The 19,377-nt window shown below is 41.1% G+C and carries 16 protein-coding genes; 8 read left to right on the top strand and 8 right to left on the bottom strand.

What is annotated here, in order from left to right:
- Positions 1 to 3: 3 nt before the first annotated feature.
- Positions 4 to 774, bottom strand: coding sequence for a ribonuclease H family protein (locus tag Q4592_RS05485; protein ID WP_303510793.1), 771 nt, complete (start codon positions 772 to 774; stop codon positions 4 to 6).
- Between the two features lie 244 nt (positions 775 to 1,018).
- Between Q4592_RS05485 and Q4592_RS05480 the strand changes: the two genes are divergently transcribed.
- Complete coding sequence (locus Q4592_RS05480; protein ID WP_303510791.1) at positions 1,019 to 2,371, top strand: diguanylate cyclase; 1,353 nt, start codon at positions 1,019 to 1,021, stop codon at positions 2,369 to 2,371.
- 107 nt (positions 2,372 to 2,478) lie between these two features.
- Here the strand turns inward: Q4592_RS05480 and Q4592_RS05475 are convergent, their stop codons facing one another.
- The 3 genes from Q4592_RS05475 to Q4592_RS05465 form a co-directional block, all read right to left on the bottom strand.
- Positions 2,479 to 2,718, bottom strand: coding sequence for a YdcH family protein (locus tag Q4592_RS05475; RefSeq protein ID WP_303510788.1), 240 nt, complete (start codon positions 2,716 to 2,718; stop codon positions 2,479 to 2,481).
- 92 nt (positions 2,719 to 2,810) lie between these two features.
- On the bottom strand, positions 2,811 to 3,617 hold the full coding sequence (locus Q4592_RS05470) for an SDR family NAD(P)-dependent oxidoreductase (RefSeq protein ID WP_303510785.1): 807 nt from the start codon (positions 3,615 to 3,617) through the stop codon (positions 2,811 to 2,813).
- 327 nt (positions 3,618 to 3,944) lie between these two features.
- Entirely contained in the window at positions 3,945 to 4,955 is a 1,011-nt protein-coding gene (locus Q4592_RS05465) for a linear amide C-N hydrolase (protein ID WP_303510782.1), read from the bottom strand.
- A 146-nt stretch (positions 4,956 to 5,101) separates the two neighbouring features.
- Here Q4592_RS05465 and Q4592_RS05460 point away from each other — a divergent pair, with 146 nt between their 5' ends.
- Positions 5,102 to 5,980: a LysR family transcriptional regulator gene (locus Q4592_RS05460; RefSeq protein ID WP_303510779.1), complete on the top strand. Its 879-nt coding sequence runs from the start codon at positions 5,102 to 5,104 to the stop codon at positions 5,978 to 5,980.
- Positions 5,981 to 5,986: 6 nt separating this feature from the next.
- On the opposite strand, the gene Q4592_RS05455 is transcribed toward Q4592_RS05460, so the two are convergent.
- Positions 5,987 to 6,862, bottom strand: coding sequence for a LysR family transcriptional regulator (locus tag Q4592_RS05455; RefSeq protein ID WP_303510776.1), 876 nt, complete (start codon positions 6,860 to 6,862; stop codon positions 5,987 to 5,989).
- A 172-nt stretch (positions 6,863 to 7,034) separates the two neighbouring features.
- Between Q4592_RS05455 and Q4592_RS05450 the strand changes: the two genes are divergently transcribed.
- Both Q4592_RS05450 and Q4592_RS05445 read left to right on the top strand, forming a co-directional pair.
- Positions 7,035 to 8,051, top strand: a complete 1,017-nt coding sequence (locus Q4592_RS05450; RefSeq protein WP_303510773.1) for a linear amide C-N hydrolase — start codon at positions 7,035 to 7,037, stop codon at positions 8,049 to 8,051.
- Positions 8,052 to 8,398: 347 nt separating this feature from the next.
- Positions 8,399 to 8,569: a hypothetical protein gene (locus Q4592_RS05445; protein ID WP_303510770.1), complete on the top strand. Its 171-nt coding sequence runs from the start codon at positions 8,399 to 8,401 to the stop codon at positions 8,567 to 8,569.
- 284 nt (positions 8,570 to 8,853) lie between these two features.
- On the opposite strand, the gene Q4592_RS05440 is transcribed toward Q4592_RS05445, so the two are convergent.
- The 3 genes from Q4592_RS05440 to Q4592_RS05430 all read right to left on the bottom strand — a co-directional run bounded on the left by Q4592_RS05440 (position 8,854) and on the right by Q4592_RS05430 (position 13,620).
- Positions 8,854 to 9,396: a VOC family protein gene (locus Q4592_RS05440; RefSeq protein ID WP_303510767.1), complete on the bottom strand. Its 543-nt coding sequence runs from the start codon at positions 9,394 to 9,396 to the stop codon at positions 8,854 to 8,856.
- Positions 9,397 to 9,686: 290 nt separating this feature from the next.
- On the bottom strand, positions 9,687 to 12,401 hold the full coding sequence (locus Q4592_RS05435; protein WP_303510764.1) for an NB-ARC domain-containing protein: 2,715 nt from the start codon (positions 12,399 to 12,401) through the stop codon (positions 9,687 to 9,689).
- Between the two features lie 262 nt (positions 12,402 to 12,663).
- On the bottom strand, positions 12,664 to 13,620 hold the full coding sequence (locus Q4592_RS05430) for a hypothetical protein (RefSeq protein ID WP_303510761.1): 957 nt from the start codon (positions 13,618 to 13,620) through the stop codon (positions 12,664 to 12,666).
- A 504-nt stretch (positions 13,621 to 14,124) separates the two neighbouring features.
- Between Q4592_RS05430 and Q4592_RS05425 the strand changes: the two genes are divergently transcribed.
- From Q4592_RS05425 to Q4592_RS05410, 4 genes are all read left to right on the top strand, one after another.
- Positions 14,125 to 14,904: a metallophosphoesterase gene (locus Q4592_RS05425; RefSeq protein WP_303510758.1), complete on the top strand. Its 780-nt coding sequence runs from the start codon at positions 14,125 to 14,127 to the stop codon at positions 14,902 to 14,904.
- Between the two features lie 346 nt (positions 14,905 to 15,250).
- The gene (locus Q4592_RS05420; RefSeq protein WP_303510755.1) at positions 15,251 to 16,873 is read left to right on the top strand and encodes a patatin-like phospholipase family protein; all 1,623 of its coding nucleotides are present in this window, start codon (positions 15,251 to 15,253) and stop codon (positions 16,871 to 16,873) included.
- A gap of 479 nt (positions 16,874 to 17,352) precedes the next feature.
- Complete coding sequence (locus tag Q4592_RS05415; protein ID WP_303510753.1) at positions 17,353 to 18,408, top strand: hypothetical protein; 1,056 nt, start codon at positions 17,353 to 17,355, stop codon at positions 18,406 to 18,408.
- Positions 18,392 to 19,375 (top strand): hypothetical protein, encoded by a 984-nt coding sequence (locus Q4592_RS05410; protein WP_303510751.1) that lies wholly within the window; start codon positions 18,392 to 18,394, stop codon positions 19,373 to 19,375. The genes Q4592_RS05415 and Q4592_RS05410 overlap by 17 nt, the downstream gene beginning before the upstream one ends.
- The last annotated feature ends 2 nt before the right edge of the window (positions 19,376 to 19,377 follow it).

Genomic DNA, 19,377 nt, shown 5'->3' with positions numbered 1-19,377 from the left:
ACATCACCCCGCGCGCAAAGCTAAAATAGCTTTTAAATCAATTGGCTGAGGGTAAGCACAAAACTGCGGGTCTTTCTCGGCGATAGCATGAATTGACATACGGTCGGCCAACTCATTCCCTTCAACCCCCACGTGACCATTAACATGTAACACCTGAATCTTGTCTTTTAGCTCTTGGTGGCGTTCAAACATTTCTTGAATAAGTGCTAAGTTCTTAATTTCACCAGAAGCTTTTATCCACCCCTTCTTCTTCCAGCCTGCCGCCCATTGGGTGACGCACTGAATCGAATATTTAGAATCACATAAAATAGCCACTCGGTTACCATTGGCCAATTCTTGTTTGGCCATAATTAACGCTTGGTTTAAGGCATTTAGCTCAGCAGTATTATTGGTACCCATAGGGTTGTATAAACCGTACCACAGCTCAGCCACTTTATTGTTTCGATACAAAGCAATGCCCGATCCCGCTTTACCCGGGTTAGGCTCACAGCCGCCATCAGTAAATATTTTCACTTCTGCCGCCAGTTTATCTATCTCGGCAGCGGTATAAGTTTTAACAGTTTGCCCGGCTCTACGTTTTCTTGCTGGCGCAGCAGCTCCAGAGCTACCACTAGTACTGGCTTTGCCGCCAAACGCCGCTTCTGCTTCAGCTTGTGTAGGAAAGGATTTATATCTCGCGCCTGCAAACTTATCGATTTGTCGTTTACAGGTAGGCCAATCGGTAAATATGCCGGTTTCGCGACCCTGCCACACTACGTAATACTTTTTAGCCATGACGAACTCTTTTGATTATTTGCTGGCTAATATACCGAGCAAACGCAGCGCAGGAAATGATTAAGTGACAATACACCGCTCTGCATTGCGCTATTTAGCTCACTATGCTGCTAATTTGAGCAACAAAGTGATCTGCTTAGAGTTAAACATCACAAACTCAATATTTACTTAAGCTCGTTTAGAAACAAGCAGTTTCCTTAGGCTAAAGTATAAACATCTTAAGCAACCCATAGAGCAACATGCAGTGTTTGTAGGCTTACAAAAGAAAGCTAATTTAGTCTTTATTTTATCGTCTATTTTATTTTTTAGCGCAGCCATTGCGGGCACCCAATTCGCCACTCAATATTTTGTGGCTCATGAAGCTGAAAAAGTAGAGGCGGTGCTCAGCAAAAACTTAGCGCTTGTTCGTTCAAAGTTTGAAGCCAACATCTTTCAAGATACCTATTTAGCCGACAGCCTTGCCACTGTAGTTACCATAGACCCTAACCTAGCCACCAATCACTGGAAAACCATTGCCCAAAAGTTACTCAGCAAAGCCAACTTTGTAAGAAATGTAGGCATTGCTCCTAACAATATTATCTCTATGGTTTACCCACTTGAAGGCAACGAAGGCGCCATTGGGCTTGATTTTAGAACCAAGCCAGAACAACTAAAAAGCGTATTAAAAGCCAAACAAATGAAGCAGGTTTATATCGCAGGTCCCCTGCCCTTAGTACAGGGAGGAATTGGCTTAATTGCGCGCTATCCTATTTTTTCGGATTACCCAGTAAACAAACAATACTGGGGAGGCGTGAGTGTAGTGATGGATTACCAAAAAATGATCAGTGATACCGGCTTAGACACCTTTGACGGCGCCAGTATTTCACTGAGAAAACACACCATCGACGGCGCAGCAGGCGAGGTTTTTTATGGTGAAGAGTCAACCTTCTCACAAGCAGATGTAGAGCACATCATTCGCTTACCCTCGGGCAGTTGGTTAATGGCCGCCAAATTCAATATTGATGAGCTTAAACACATTCAAGAAACCAAAGATTTATCCAACGCTATTGGCGGCATTGCCACACTGCTGGTTTACTTAATGCTGGTGTTGCACTTTTTGCATTATAAACAAGTTCATAAAGCCTCTTTGGTAGACGAACTCACCCAACTGCCGAATCGGCGTTACGTGCTCAACTTACTGGACGAGCTCACTACAAAAAGCATGGTGCGCAACAACTTTGCCCTACTCAACATAGATCTAAATGGGTTTAAGCGAGTAAACGACAGTATTGGCCACGAAGCGGGTGACGAACTGTTAAAGCATGTATCTGCACAACTTATTGCAAACGTTCGCGGCTCGGATACCGTTGCACGATTTGGCGGAGATGAGTTTGTAGTTGTACTACGTGGCATAACCAATGACTCCAGCGCGAAGAAGATCATCAGCAAAATTCAACAAGCAGTAGAAGCCAGTGACTTGCTTTGGTACGAACAGCGTATTTCACCGTCTTTAAGCGTTGGCTTTACCTTGTATCAAGGCCAAGAAACCAATGTAAAACAACTGCTATCAGACGCTGACAAAAGCATGTATCAACAAAAAAGAGGGTTGAAAGAATAAACCTAGGTGGGAATGTTTATCACAGCAAATAGGCCAAGGACCGACAGTATTTTAGGCATAACCATCTATCAAGTTATTAAAGATACCATCGACCCAATGTTAGCTACTCAGGCACTTTTCAAGCGTTGGTAGAGCGCATCTTTTAATACTGACCGGTCATGTTTTAGCTTATGCATCGCTTCATCATCAATCGGCCCACCTTGCAGCTCAAGCACTCTAATTTCTTTATCTAAAGTATTGTAATGCTTAGTATCTTTAGCAAAACCAGCGTCACTTTTTACCAAAGCAGTAATGGTATCTAAAAACTCAGGGAACTCGTTCACTAAGGAATGATCTTCACCTAACATAAAAACTCCTTTCAAATTAAAGCCACAGAAACTAAAAGCTTAGCTTAAAGCGTAAGAATCGAACAACTAGCGAAGATATAAGTTGTTAAGCCTTACACCAGCTTGGCAATTTGCGCTTCAATGGCCGCCAATACGGCCTCAGATTTTTGCTCGTTTAAGGCATCTGCATGAGGTGAGGCGAACTGGCCTAGGTCATTATCAAAATACTGGCCATGAGCATGGTTAAACTCTTCGCTTAAAGCGGCGCGGCAAAGAATATCTGCACCAATGCTTAAACTGCCACCCGCGATACCGTAAGCATCTTTCACCATTTTGCTGCCTAATAGTGATTTAGGGTTAACCGATACCACCATTGGGCCCCGCGATTTTTGCGCCAGTCCCATCAAGCGAGACCACATAGTGAGCGCCAGCTTACTTTGCGCATAAGCTTCACCATCAGACAACTTACCCTCACCCGCTAAAGCATTAAGGTTTACCGTGGCTTGTGCCGCCGACGATAAGTTAACCACTCGCCCACTCGCATTCATTAAGGGCAACAACAATGTTGTGAGCAAATATGGCGCAAAAGTATTCACCACAAAACGCAGATCTAAACCCTCTTTGGTAATGGCATTGGGAACATTAAATACACCCGCATTATTAATTAACACATCCAACTTGGGGTGATCATGACTAATCGCTTCAGCCAGTTGCTTAACAGCCGGTAAGTTAGACAAATCGGCAACGTAACCTTGTACCTTGGCACCCTCTACCGAAGCGGCCAAATTTTGCTCCACTTGCTGCAATTTAGTGGCATTGCGCCCATGTAATAAAACTTGATGCCCCTGAGCCAATAACATTTTTGCAGTTTCAAAACCAATGCCGTCGGTAGAGCCAGTAATCAATATCGTTTTTTGCATGGATACATTCCTAAAATAAGGCTGGGAGCAATATTGCTTCAATGCGCTAAAGATTAGCAGCAGTATGAGAAATTGATAATCAGGCGATTACATTAAACAGTTTATAGAAATACTTAATAATGTCTTTCTCCACCGCTCAAGCCTTTTGGTAAAACGCTGATAATGTTGGCTTAAGCCTTGCCCCGAGTTTGAGGCGACATGTGGAACAGAAGCCATGGTTAAACCTACACAGAAAAACAAAGCAATATGTTGGATATGACAAAGTGTACATGATGAAAAAAGCCAGCAGACGCTGGCTTATCAAAGATGATGCAAGATTAGCAGCGTTTAGTTAACAGCCACCTCCACATAGCTTGCTTCAATGCCATAAATTGGTTTGGCTGAATAAGACACGGTATAGAAGTTAATACTGTCTAAATCGATTTTACGAATCGTAGGGTTATCGTAGGTGCGGAAGTAGTACGCTTTATCTTCGATATCAACCACGTTACCGTAAGCAATTAATTGTGGCTTAGGTGAGATGAATTCCCAGTACATAGAACCAGAAACTAGCTCCATATTGTTTAGTAGTGAGAATGCGCGGTTAAGACCTAAGTCACGAGCATCATTGGCAGGTTTGTTGGCTTTATATGCGGCATTAAGTGCCGCGATACGTGAGAAACGATCTTCTGAGCTGGTGCTAAACCCTGGGAATACAGCCATATCGTCATCAACACGGCCATTCACTTTTGCGATAGCTTCTTTCGCCATTGCTTCTTGCTCTGGGTAGCTTGGGTCGTTAGTCATTACACCTAAAGTGTTTTCGTAAACAACAGCTTCACCCGCAACGTGCTCGATGACAACAGAATGCTTACCATCAGTAATAGCGTAGTGGAATGCAACGGTTACGCCGTCAAACTGCTTCATGCCTTCGTATACGATTGGGGTATTTTTAGCGAGATCAATCGCTTCTTCAGTGGTTTTCGCGTTGCCAAGCAGCGTTGACATGATAGATAGAGACGTTGATTTTGCAGCTTTCTCATCTTCAGTGTATTCAGCACCCCAGTAACCTAGTGCTTCAATGCTTACACCGTGTTCGTTTAGGCCAGATGAAATCATTTCAGTGTCACCGTGACGCATACCAACGAAACCGTACTGTGATGTTGAATCACGGAATTCATGGCCTCGTGGAACAATGATTAAGTTTTCTTCTGTTTCCATTGGCAGTTCGTTAGTACGACTAACGAAAAGGCTGCCAGTAGAGTCAGTGATGGTTGAGTATGAACATGCTTCTGCAGTAGTTGATAAACCGACAACTGACGTTGCAGCAAGTGCTAAAGCGATAATTGATTTTTTCATGGATGACTCCTGGACTAAATAATTTGGATTTTAGAATTCAGTGTTGCTTTGTTAAGTACATAATGAACTCTAAAAAACAATCTATAAAACGCCATTAAACAACTAAAAGTGGTTTATACTTTGAAGAAAAACCGAGGGACTCTTCGATGGACTTCTCCTTAGCGCAATTACAGGCCTTTGTACTTACCTACGAAACAGGCAGCTTTAAATCCGCTGCAATTAAAGCGGGTAAGCGCAGCCAAGCCATTGCCAAGCTTGTTGCCACCCTAGAAGAAAGCTGTGATGTATTGTTGTTCGAGAGACACGTTCGGCGCTTAGAGGTTACCGACGAGGCCAAAAAGCTTTATAAGTTATCTAAAAGGGTGTTGCTCGATTCCGACCAAATCTCCACCATGTTGAGTAGTTTTGATGAAGATTTACCCTCGAGCTTAACGCTAGCCATCGACAGTTTACTGATTAGTGACGTGGTGACTAAAAGCTATAAAGCAGTGTTGGACGAGATCCCCACGCTAGATTTAGCCTTATTAACTGGCAATACCGACCAAGTTGCTCAATGGGTAAAAGACGGAACCGCTGACATGGGGCTACGTGCATCGCCATTTAATAGTGAAGATGAGTTAACGGTAGTGAGCGCGTTCAATTTCAAAACCCTATCCGTTGCTAGCCCAAATGTGCTGTCTTCTGGTTCGGTGATGAATAAGTCCGACTTATCAAGACTAATACAGATTGTGCCTAAGTTTGTTTATGAATATGGTCTGGCAGACGGGCACGTGATCAGTGATAAAGTGATCACCTCTAACAATTTGCAAAACACCTTAGCCATGGTTGAGGCAGGAATGGGCTGGGCGGTAGTGCCTGAATTTAATATTCATACACAATTAGCGAATCAATCTTTAGTTGAATTCTCCATCGAAGGCTCTGTTCCTGTGGTGTGGACTGCCGAAATTATTTATTCAAACGACGACAATCTAAGCTTAGCGGGCGATATTTTTATACAGCAAATTCAACAGATTGAACCGTTCTAAGCGGTGCTACATTTGAATTTCTTGCACTTGCTGGATGAATGAATCGCCAGCAAAACTCAAGTCGTCCTCACTAAGATAAATCAACTCTGCAGCCCAAAATATCGGTGAAGAGCCTTCAATCATCAAGCTAGAAAAGCTGCCATCCTCTAGCTGCTTTTGCACCATAAACTTGGGCACAACTGTCCAGCCCATGCCAGCTTCAATCATAGAGATAGTCTGCTGCAAATTATTAGATTGGATGGTTTTATCACTGAAAACATGCTGCTTTTGGTGATGATAGTGGTAAACAAATTTAGGGACGATTTGTGTCATATGCGCCAGTTCATCTTCTGATAGCACCGCACCGTCATTAATCAATTTCGCAGAAGCAACATTGACCATCTCAAAGTTAAACGCCATCACTTTAATGACTTCGGCTTCATCAAAGAAAGGATAAAAGCGTAATGCTAACTCCACTTTCTTTTCAGCTAACCAATCAAATACTTCAGTCGTACTGCCAGTATGAATATCAAGTTCCAGTTCAGGGAACTCATCTAATAAGCCTTGGAAACAGTCAATCAATTCTGGGCAAATTAGCATGCTATCAATACCCAAACTCAGTTTCTTAGCAGGTTTTAACTCAAAGCGCCGAATGGTACTGCGTATCTTGCCACTATCCACTAGTGCTCTATTTACAAAAGGGAATAGCTTATGGGCGGCATCGGTGGGTTGTAAGTGGCGTGTTTTACGTTCGAACAGCTCGACATCACAGCTTTCTTCCATGGCACAAACCAGTTTAGTGATCACTTGGCGTCGCTTGTTTATTCGTTCAGCAGCCACTTTAAAGCTGCCGCATTCATAGGTAGCAGCAAAAGCCTCTAATTGTGCGAGCGAAAAATTCATTATGGCTACCTTATAAACAGCATCACCGAATACTCATCACATCATGCCATAGACAACCAAAAGGTGCACTATGCAAGTTTAGTCATTAAAAAAATGCATACATAATAGCACCATCTAAAACGAACCAACGGTAGTAAAACGCGTTGGTTGTTGACTATCTAAGGGTATCATTATGAAAAAGACACTATTAGCTCTAACCATGGCAGCCGCAACGTTTGGTACAATTCAAGTAGCCAACGCGTGTTCTTACGCAACATTCGAAGTAGACGGTAAAGCATTCGTTTCTCGTTCAATGGAAGCTCCTGACTTCATGCAAGAACGCTTCACAGTGTTCCCACAAAACCACGTAATCAACGGCAAGTCTGGTGACTACGGTTTCGTTGGTATGCAACACGGTGATACAGAGTGGATTTCTTCTGGTCTTAACGAACACGGCTTGAACGTTGAAGCACTTGCTCTTGGTGAATCTACGCTTCTTCCAGAAGGCGAAGGCGATGTGAACTACCTTGAAGTGGTAAGCCACGTACTTGCTAACGCTAAGACAGTTGATGAAGCTGTTAAACTTCTTGAAGGTACTCTAGTTTCACACACTACAATCGCTGTAGCGCACGACATGGATATCCCGATGCACTTTGCACTTCGTGATACTGACCGTGCTGTAGTGGTTGAATACACAACTGGCGATGGCAAACCAACTTTCTACGAGAACGAGCTAGGTGTTATGACAAATGACCCAAGCTACCCTGTTCAACTAGAAGCTGCTAACAAAGCTATCAAAGATGCAGGCACTCGCCTTGCTGTAGACCTTGAAACTTTCGACAAGCTTGATTCAAGCCCTACTGGTCGCTTCTCTCGTATCGCTGTACTTAACAGTGAGTTCAGGCGTAACCCTAAAGCTGGCGATTCACGCGAAGACGGTCTAGCTCGTGCATTCTCTATCCTGAATGACATGGAAATCGTAACTGGCTCTATGTACTGGGAATTCGTTAGCCCTGACCCACAAATGGTTGGTTACGGCAACGTTGTTGACCTAGAGAACAACGACTACTACTACCGCACAATCGATAACCCAACAATCCGTAAAGTTGACGTTGACTCGATTGACTTCAGCAAAGTTAAGTATTCTCAGACTGACATCTACTCTGAGCCTGCTCAATACACTGAGATAACAGTATCTTTATCTGAGTAAGCTTTTCTAGCTAACTTAGTTTGATTCGAAAGCGACCTTAGGGTCGCTTTTTTGTTTTCGAAAACAAAGCACATCCCATGACTCCACTGGCATTCTTAGCTTGGTGTTCTGTTTGTTCTCTGTTCCCAGGGTTCAATCACTACCTCAATTCTATCGCTAACCGCTACATTCAATTTCTATATTCAATCGCGACATTCAATCAGCCGCTAAAAGTGACTTATTTCATAAACAACAAAAGGGTGCATTATGTGAGCTTGTTGGTAATAAATTTAAATTCATAATGGAACCATCTAAAGCGAACCAACAGAAATACACGCGTTGGTTATTGACTATCTAAGGGTATTATTATGAAAAAGACACTATTAGCACTAACCATGGCAGCCGCAACGTTTGGTACAATTCAAGTAGCCAACGCATGTTCATACGCAACTTTCGAAATGGACGGTAACGCTTACGTTGCACGTTCAATGGAAGCGCCAGATTTCATGGGTGAGCACCTAGTTACAGTTCCACAGTAAGTTTGTTTTTAGCAACGAACAAGGCAACCGAAAGGGCGCCTTTTTTTGTGTCTAAGCAACTGAATTTAGAGGTGTAGGAATTTAGATATGAAAATAGAAATAGACCATTAAACAGAAGATAAACCTAAGGCCAAAAAACAAAATATAAACAAAGCAAGTGTAAACATTCACTTGTGCGAAGCTGCTTCGAACTCGCTCTAGCGGTATGAGAATGTATGGGTTAACCCTTAGCTACAACAGCCAATGAGTAAACCCAGCAAATAATGTATCTGCTTTGCATATGCTCACTTACTCAGATGTTTACTATGTAAGGCCTTCCAGCTACTCGCTTCGGTAAAGCCAGGTAAACGCTCTATTTTTTTCTTGGTATAGAGAAAAAGTTCTTCGTCTGATAAAGCAAAATCAACGTCAAATCTACAGGGTTGATTTACGTGCCATGGCGTATCAGTGAATAACTCAAACCTGTTGTTTTCAGGGTCCTGAAAATAAATCGACCACGTAGTACCGTGAGAAACCGTTTGAAACCTTGCCGAATAGTCTTTCAGCACCTCATGAAACAGCCTTAAATGGGTCATCGAAGCAACCCGAAAAGCAATATGATCCATGGGACTATTGATTTGGGACTGTGACTTTCGAGGGTTTAAAACCAGTTGATGGTGCTCTTGAGGGCTATTACTTAAAAACACCATGCCGTCTTGCCCTTCACCTTTGTCAGTAACCACCAAGCCAAGGCATTGAGTAAAAAAATCTTGCATCAGTGAGAGATTGTTTACGTAAATCTCAAAATGACTCAAGGCAATATTTGCAAGTGTTGGTGCTTTTTTCATGGTTCAACTAAGCCTTTAACTGTTTTTACTCACTAGATCATACATGCTCGGCCTAAGATTCATCGCCTAAGCCTTTATAAGATCAATAAGCTAGATTAGTAGGCTCCCACAACTTTATCAATGGAGGGCAGGAATGAGTTAGGCCACGGTCGCTAACACGCTATTGGACAGAAACGCGTTAGATCTAATGCTCTAGAACGTTTCTGTTGAATTAGGAAGATTAATTGATAAATATAAAATGCTTCGATCCATGTCATCAAGGCAAAAATTGGTATTAAGTTTACCTGAAGTTATATTTCTATAATCTCAGTTGCTGGGTAGGTTTTTCCATTGTTCTTACTCCTACCATACTTAATCGCAAGTTTGTCACCTAGTTCGTAGCTAGCCCATTCCAACCAAGAGCCTCCGACTAGACATTTAGCATTAAGGTAGTATGTTATCCCGCTATTATCCTTAGCAAAAATATAGGGAGAGACGCCTTCTACATTGTCGGGAATATTGGTCACTTTAACAATCGTATATCCTTGTTTTTCATATGATTGTATAGTTGAACTATCTTGAGTTCCTTCTTTCCGTTTAAACCACGACATTGAATGGATAGGATTACTATCAATAGTGACTAAGTCTAAGTCTTGAATCACTTTCACTTGTTCTTTCTCTGGCACTTTTGCTCGTTCACATACGTCAAAGAAATGGTCGGCAATAAACTGCAACGAGCCCCTAATGAAGCCTTTGCTGTACGAATTTGGTCTTGCAACTATATATCTAATTTCTTTGAAAATTCTATACGCTTCTACACTACTCGTATATGAGTAGTGCTCAAGGTTAAACAATTTCTTAAGTGTCTGTATTGCTTCATGAAGTGCCGTTTCAGTACTTTCCGCATCTTGATTAACTTTGTGCTCAACTGAACGCTTAAATGCAGAAGCTCTCATGGATCCAAAAAGGTCTCTATAATGTTTATGAGATTCCCAATCTTTTGTGATTTCAATTACTTCATCTGATTGTTGGCTGTAGAGTAAGGATGCTAAACAATTGCGATTTATACGGTAGGCAAATTTAGGATTAGACTGATTATTGTCTCCGTAGCCTTCAGTAAACAACTCACGGTATAGTTTTGCCGCAGTCTCGTAGTCGCTGTCACTAAAATAAACCCAAGCTAATTGCATACGACATCTTGCAGATTTTGAATGTATGCATGATTTAGCCCTATCCACATCTCCGAGTTGGTGAAGGATTCGAGAATAGTTAAAGCAAAATGCCTCGTTTGTACTGAATTGGTTAGAGAGGTCGGTGTACCTGTCTTTTAACATTCTTAGATTAGTACTGTTAACACCATTCTTAAGCTCTTTATTGGTATCATTCACCAATATCGTAAGAATATCAGCAGTTTTAGGAGCGATATAATCATCTGAAAACTCATCAATTTCTAGCTGTCTCTGTCTGTTACTTAGCTCTCGAATTACAATCTTACGTTTTCTAATTTCCTCAGATACTTTTTTCCGTATGTCTATGTTACGGGGGTTAGAAATCAATAACTCTCGAATAGAATCAGCTAATTTGTAGCTATCAAAATCTTCTGAAGTTGGTTCCCGAGTGATCAGAGTTGTTTTAGTTAGTTCATTAACAGCTTCAACGACTGATTCATAACTTAGTTCAAGAAGCTCCGATAATTCATGCCTATTAGAAACTTGCTGGGCAAAAATCGCTTCCAAGATAGATACAGCAGTTTCATCTAGTGCATCGATTAGGTTCTTATATGAGAAAGATGCAATATCTTTTTGAGATTTTTGAATAGACTCGGGTATATCATTGCCTTTCAAATATAGATCTACTGTTAATCGAATAGCTAACGGATTATGGTTTGCTGCTTTAGCTATGTGTTGTAAAGTTTTTTGTTGAATGTTCATAACTCCGCGCTTTCTAAAATAGTTTCGTGCTAGAGCGACGGAGTGTTTTTCTTTGAGAGCTTCCAATGGAACTGATGTACCAGCTCCCAATGAAACACGACTAGTTACGAGTACTTTCCATCTAACAGGTAACTCTTGGTTAAACTGTTGAAATTCGCTTTGGGACTCGATAAGTAACGTTTCTAAGTTATCAATACAAAGAAGAATTTTTTCATCCTGAAGCTCAGTACATACGTCTTCAAACGAAGAGAGTGAGCGTTCAGGATATAACTCAGCTAACTCACTGAGTATATGATTTTTTATTGAATCTATATCTCTTACAGCATCAATTCTTCTGAGTCCATCCGCCGTTAACTCCTCATTCTTTAACGAACAAAATATAATGAGATCAACATGCTTGGAGAATGAAGGAGTTAAACTAAGATCTTTTAATAATTGAAGTGCGAGAGCGGTTTTGCCTATACCTCCTGGGGCGACGATTGTAATGAGGTTTTCACGCGGTAGCAGCAAAAGCCTGTTAAGCTCCTTAAACTCTTTGTCTCTACCTAGTAATCCCGTTATTTCATGAGGGAACGTTTTAGGGAGGTTATTCGGAATTGCCCACTTTACATCTGAGAACCAGTTTTGAGGTGGTTCATTTAATTGCCCCGCCACCGCAGACGCTAATGCTTCGGTCACATTTTGCAGACCTAGCTTCTCGATAAGGGGATCGCTAACTATCGTCGCTGCACGATACCAATAGCAGTCAGGGAAAGGATTATTAGGGTGACAAACTGCATTCCGAATATCAAAAATATTTAGTTGGTTTGCTAAGGTCTTGAGCGATACTAGATACTCCTCACATATGGTTCCCTTGGCGACACTCAAAGCAAAGTCAAACACTTCACCCAGGTAACTTGCCTGTAAGATCAAAGCTACCTGGTCTTTTTCAACTAACGAACCTTTTTTCTCTGAACGCTCAATAATACTATCAACAGTTCCAGCCGAGAGCTGATCACCTAAGTGCTCCTTGTCGAGAACAAAATTACCTAACGCTTTTTCAAGTGCAAAGACAAGCATAGATGTCTTGATTCTGGTTATATCATCTTCTTGCATATATATATTGACCCAACTAACTGATTTTTAACTATGATATGCTCACTCGTTAGTTTTTCAAGCAGTGAATCGTTACCAAGGGATAAGTGTAGTGTTTTACACTCGAAGTATTAGATAATCTAAGTCAATGAAGAATTTGTGGGAATGTTGCGAGTATTTGCTCCAACACTCAAAGGGGCAGAAACGAGTTACCAAAAAAAAGCGATCACAATATAAACTGCGCTCGCTTCATCTGATTTCAAGTAGAGTCCTTTTTGCCTAGTTAGTGACTTTTTGGGCGGACAGACCTAATCAAAGTCAGGGTTGTATTTATTTCAGCGTCGACATCTTCGACTGCTTTTTGGACATCAGAAAAGTTGACCATTTTTATATTGGGTGTCTTAGTTTGTCCAGATGCGCCATCTAAACCAGCCTTGCCAGATGCACCATCAATACCATCTGCGCCATCTGCCTTGCCATCTTGGGAGCCCCCTAAGTCTGTACATCCAGAACCGCCACTCCCACCGGGCCCTCCTCGTCCTGCCGCACCGGGGCGGCCTCCATTTCCGCCTTTACCTCCCAGAGAAATAGGCCGAATTGTCGGTTCATATGAAGTGAGAATTAAAATATTACCGGCATCCCCGCCTCTTTCACCATTCTTGCCATCTTCACCATTTCTTCCATTTCCACCCGCTTGACCAGCATGGGCAGCCCTCCATCCACCAAAGCCTGTACATTTACCGTTACGACCATTAGCCCCGTAAGCTCCATTTGTACCGTCTTCACCGTCAATACCATTGCGCCCTGAAGCACCGTTCGCTTCAATCGCAGTACCATTAATCATAGCTACTGCAACAACCAAGTCTCCACCATGCATCCCTTCTCGTACTCTATTACTTGTTATGCGCCCCCCTTCGATTTGCGTAGCAATTAAAAAAATTGAATCGCCGGAAATCTCAGCTCCGTTAACAAGTGATATTTTGTTTGCTATTACCATTTGTCCTGGCGGAAGTGTCAATTTGATTCCTGTTACAGTGAAAACATTAGCTCTTAGTGGATTTTTTAAGTTGACTATATCTGACTGGTTACTGATGTCGATACTCGCAAAGCTATCGGGAACAACTTTCAATTCGTTATCTGGTGTTGGCTTATAAGCATAGGACCAGATACCAATTAGAGACGAAACTAAGCCAATAATACCAATTCCGTAGCCAATTATTTTTTTTGCTCTAGCTTTCATTAAGTAGTCTCCAATTATTTATTGCCGTATGATTGATACTACTAATAACTTATTATATTACAGCTCGATAATGTGTGAGTTTATATCAATTAACATCCTCGACGGATGCTCTCAAAGCTGCCTGTGGCCATACTCATTCGTGTTGTTTTAAACTTCTAGCTTCTTTTTATTTCAACCCTACATGTTTGCTCTGTGGGGTAAAGCGCTGTATATCTCCTAAATGTAACCAAGTAACTCCCTGAATTTGGTAAGGCCTGAGAACACCCGACACTTTTTATGGCAAAAATGTAACTAACCTTAATCTAAACACGTTTTGGGGCAAAACTGAGTTACGGGTGACCCGTATTTTGAGAGTCTAAAAGTATCTGGGATTCTCAGACCTTACCATTACGAGTAATTCGAGCTAAATTCGACTATAGATAACTCACAAAATATACTTAAATCAAATAGGGAGTCGGTATTCCTATTTTCTCAACAGCCTGTTAGACATCAATGAGAGAGAGCATGAAGTTTTTAGCCATATCGGAAGCCCCATTTTATGAAATAAAATATAGGTCGTCAGGGCGAGGAGGAGAAGTTCGTAATGTTGTACTTCCCTTCTATAAAGCGATAGTTGATGAGTTACCACAAGGAATTTCGTCTTTTGTTTTAACTTCTGACCTCCAAGGCCGTGAACAAAATCAAAAAACAAATCGACTTGTTGGAGAGCTAGTAGCGGAAGAGTTAAGTTTGTTATCAGATATGGGTGAAATACCTTCCATTAGCTTTGTCGCGTTAGCGGGCGATTTTTATGATCATCCGCAACTCCACAAAGTTGGCGGCACTGGCGACGTTGCAGGTGTTTGGAATGCATTTGCTAAAGAGTTTCCAATTGTGGTTGGGGTGCTTGGAAACCACGATATCGTAGCGGAGTCGCACCTTGCATCGAATGCGATAGTACTGGACGGTAATAGTAAAAATTGTTTGGGAATTCGCATCGGCGGTGTTTCAGGCATTATCGGAAGCAGTAACAGAAATCAAAGAAAATCACAGCCGGAATTTATGAATGCTTTAGCAAAGGTTACAAGTGTTAAGAACGATCTCATACTTCTACATCAAGGCCCTGAAGATACTGCAAATTGTCAGGAAGGCGACCCCAAAATCACAAACCACTTATTGTCAAAAGACATAGGAATCGTTGTTTTCGGCCATCGCCATTGGCGCAAACCGTTTATCGAGCTTGGTAAAAACCAAGTGCTCAATGTCGACAAAAGATTGTATCTAGTTACCTCAGCTAATGCCTAACAAGCAAACCTTACGCTTTGCAGCACTAATTCGTAAAGAGGTAAGGCCTTAGCTTTCTAGACACTTAACTGTTTCTCACTATATTGCTTTTCGAACTGCACGGAAGACACACTTCTGTGTTATGACCTTTGGAACATTCTGACTCTTCGGATTACTTCTAGTACTGAAGCCGTATGGCCACCCAAAACGTTCCTGGTTAAATTTCCTTATCAACTACAGGTTAGGAAACCGGACTCCGTATCCTAATGCACCCTGTTTTTTGACCCACTTAATTGCCTATGTCACTGGACTCAACTAACTTTATTCATGTCCATGGTTAGGTCGAAACACAGGGGAGTGCATAACGATGAGTAAGTTCTATGTAGACTATTGGTCTCGTGAGTGGATCGATGAGAATCATTTTCCAGAGGCTGAATTGGAAAGCTTTCAGCAACACTATGCCCGTAGAGATTTGGGTGTCGCTTTTTCCGGTGGAGGTACTCGCTCAGCGGCATGTACCTTGGGACAACTTAAGGCATTAGATGAATTAGGTTTATTGCCGAGGGTCAAATATATCTCGGCAGTATCTGGGGGGGGGTGGGCAGCGACGCCATTTACCTATACCAAAGAAACTGAGCTGTACTTTGGTGAGATTAGAGATCCTGAAAATATCACCTTTTCCAACAGCAAGTTTGTACATCCTAAATCATTGCAAAGTGCCATTTCAGACTCTCCGCTCGTTAGCAACCTTATCGCTGGTGGACTAAAGTTAAAAGGAGATGAGAGCTTTGCTTACTCGCTTGGTGAGGTGTTTTTAAAACCCTATGGGCTACATGACCCGAGTCGTTATTTTACTTTCGATCAAGAGAGCGAAGTCTTAACTCGCCAAGGCTTTCCTTCTAGTACTAAGTTGGATTTTTATCATGTACGCAAAGGGGCGCCCTATCTAATCCTTGGGGCTACTCTTCTTAACGAAGATGGCTTAGCTTCAGACAAAAAATACCACGTGGAATACACTCCCTATTATTCAGGAGTGAGGGTTGGTCATGTAGATAAAGACTTCTGGAGTAGCAATGACTATTTTGGAGGTGGCTATATTACGAGCTGCGGTTACGACTGTATGGGTCCCTACAGCAAGCGAGACTTGGATGGACGCGAACAGCTCCTGGTGAAGCAGGCTCCCGTACTTAGCTTCGATATTACAAATGAAAAAGCCTTTTCTCTAACTGACATCATTGCCAGTACTGGTGCAGCACCTCAAGAAATAACAAGCAATTTAGGATTAGGAGCACTTGGTTTCCCTGAGTTTAATCACATGCCATTGAATCCAGAAGAAGAGGATAATTCAGTATCTGAGGAATATCCGCACTCCGATGGTGGCCATCTAGAGAACCTTGGTATCATACCATTGCTGGCGCGCAAAATGACCAAGATTGTGGTTTTTGTGAATACCAAAAAGCCGTTCTCTCCAAATATGGAAAAACCTTTGGATAGTGGGTTTAACAAATCGGTGCGAGCCTTGTTCGTGCCAATCGATAACCTATTTAAAAAAGAAGACTTTTCCACTAATGTGGTATTTAACAATGGTGAGGAAGAGCTGATAAAGCTTATAGAGCAGTTCAGTCAACTGGTGAAAAAGGAATCCAGTAGTGAAGAATATATTGCCAAAACTGCCTTGTTTGCAAAAACCAAGCTAGTAACCACGAACAATGAGCACTATGGATTAAAAGCCGGCCATGAGGTCGAAATCACCTGGGTATATAACTGCCGAAGCTCTGCTTGGGAGCGAAAACTAAAAGACAAAGACCTTGCTAAGTTGATATCGAAGAAGAAGCGCTTGATTGGCAATCAGAAAGGGCTAGAAGATTTCCCTCACTACGGCACATTCTTTGAAAACATTAGGGGAGTGGTAGAGCTCACTAAGGTGCAGACAAATCTTTTGACTAACCTTTCTTATTGGGTGGCAAAGAAAGCCCTAGATGAGGTTTAACAAAGAAAAATGAGGCATCTATCTCCTTGCTTTTTAATAACTTTCCTCTGGAATAAGCGCAATCAGAATATCAGTAGATGAATGGCCGTCAAGGTGGTTTTTTGGTGCGTAAATCAACGTCATTACCTACCCAATCGACAAAACTCAAGACGGGGCATACACGTGTGAGTGATATTCGCGCAAACACGTCTTTGGACAATTTCAAGTTACCGGCAAATCGTATTTTGAGAGCCTAGGAAGTGTTTAGGATTATCAGGCCTTACCAATTGGAATGAAAGTCCGCCGCAATTCTTACCGATAACAAATAGCTTCTACCAACTAATTTAATGAAATTAATTAACCATATCGCTAAAAACACAACAGCAAGCTGTTGAGCGGATATCCTTTCCACCAACAACACCTAATGATAATGATTTTCATTTGCTTTTGATCTTTGAATCATTTAGATTTTAACCACATGATTATTTTGGTTGATGAAAATGGAACTTAATTCGTTATTGGATGACATCACTAAACCTAACATTTTGACTCTACTGCCTACGTATAAATGCACAGCTCGATGCAAGGAATGCTGTTTCTGCTCATCTCCGGAGTTGAAAGATAGGATTCCAAAGGAAGTCATACTGGAAACGATCCGCTCAACAAAAGCTTCTTTTCCCTCGTTACAACTTGTTGTTTTTAGCGGCGGCGAATGTTTTCTGTTAAAGGATGATCTCTTTGAGTGTATAGCTCTTGCGTCGGACTTAGGTTTATCTACACGATGCGTTACAAATGCTTATTGGGGGAAAAATGAAGCGAAGGCAAAACAGGTCGCATCAAAGCTGAAACATGCAGGCATAAGTGAAATCAACATTAGCACTGGAGTAGAACATTCAGAATGGATAAGCATTGATACTGTTTTGAATGCTTCTATGGCTCTAGTGGAAGAAAATATTTTTGTCGTTGTTACGATAGAAAAAGACGTTAAAGGTTCAAACTTCACCAAAGCATTTAGGCGTAACCCTAAATACATAGATATTGAATTTAATCCAAACTTTGAAGCCAAATCAAATTCTTGGATGGCTTTCACTGATAGTCCGTTAGATAGAGGCAGCCTGGAAAACAAAGACAACATAAAGCAAAAATGCGATCAGCTGTACAAAAATATTGTTGTGACCCCTCATAGGCTTGTTTCCTCATGTTGTGGATTAACTTTTGAATACCAGCCAGAGATGATTATAGGAAACTTAGACACCGAAAAAATTAAAGATATATATAGAAGTCAAAGCACCGACTTACTAAAAATGGCCATAAGTTCGATAGGACCTTATGAATTATCGAAAATGGTATATGGCGACAACAAAGAATTCATTAAAAAATTAAGTAACAGTAATCACCTATGCGAAGTTTGCCTTTTATTCAGTAGAGAAGAAAAAAGCAAAGGGAGGTTTCTAGAAAAAATTAAAAATGCAAACTTCAAAAACATGATAATAAATTCATTTGTTATAAATCAAAAAACGAAATCATCCGGAATACTCAATGAAAAAAGTAATTAAATCATTAGTAATACCTGTTGCCGTGATAAGTTGCAGTGATGTTGAAGCTTCATCAGAGTTAGGTCTTGAACTAGTCTACGGTAAACCCAGCAGTATACTAGGAGGAAACTACTCTAGGGAAGAATATACAAAAAGGAAAACCAATGGAAACCCCTATTCATTTGAAAATCTAGACATTTTAGACATAGACACAAAAAATATTGAAGAATTAAATGATATTTGGATTACTTTAGAGAACAACAAAGAAAAAAGAATTTCATTTATAAACAACCCGCAAGGATTCTTTAAAAAATACAACATAGATATCAACAAAATATTCTCAGAAAATCAAATAACATTATTGGGGATTTATTATTCAGAAAACACCAGAGAATTAGTTAAGGGTTCTCGATATGATTTATTAATAGAAAAACTTATCAAAAATGGTTTGTTGAACAAACTACAGACTAGAGATTATAAAACTGAAATAGGAAATCTTCTTAAAAGGAATTCACATATAGTTAAGAGACTTATTGACGAGGCTATTGATCTTGAACTTGGCGCGCTCTTGTCTCAGAATCTGAGCGAAGATTTTATCCGAGGTAGTTTTGCAGATGAATTGTATATAGCAGCAGATCCAGCTGCATTGGTTATGGTGGACATTGTAGCTATAGCAAATGTGGCTGTTGCTGTTAGCGTTGGAGTTTTAGGACATGGCGGCGGCGGCGGCGGTTCATGTTCATCATGCCATATTAACTCGCTCTTTTTTGACTTAAATTACTCGTCTGATATAGCCTTGGCCCTAAATGACAAAAAATTCCGAGAAAACGTTGAACTAGAGTATGAAGAAGCTCAAAAAGCTATCAATTCCATAGCAACCACGTATATGGATTATTTCATTGATAAATCTAAACTTAAACTAGATGCTAACAAGAAAGAAGCTATGGAAAAAGTATTAAAGAGAATAGCTATGATTGGAATTTCTTAAAA

The organism is Agarivorans sp. 1_MG-2023 (genome assembly GCF_030548385.1).
Classification (GTDB): Bacteria; Pseudomonadota; Gammaproteobacteria; order Enterobacterales; family Celerinatantimonadaceae; genus Agarivorans.
This window is presented reverse-complemented; position numbering and strand designations above follow the sequence as displayed.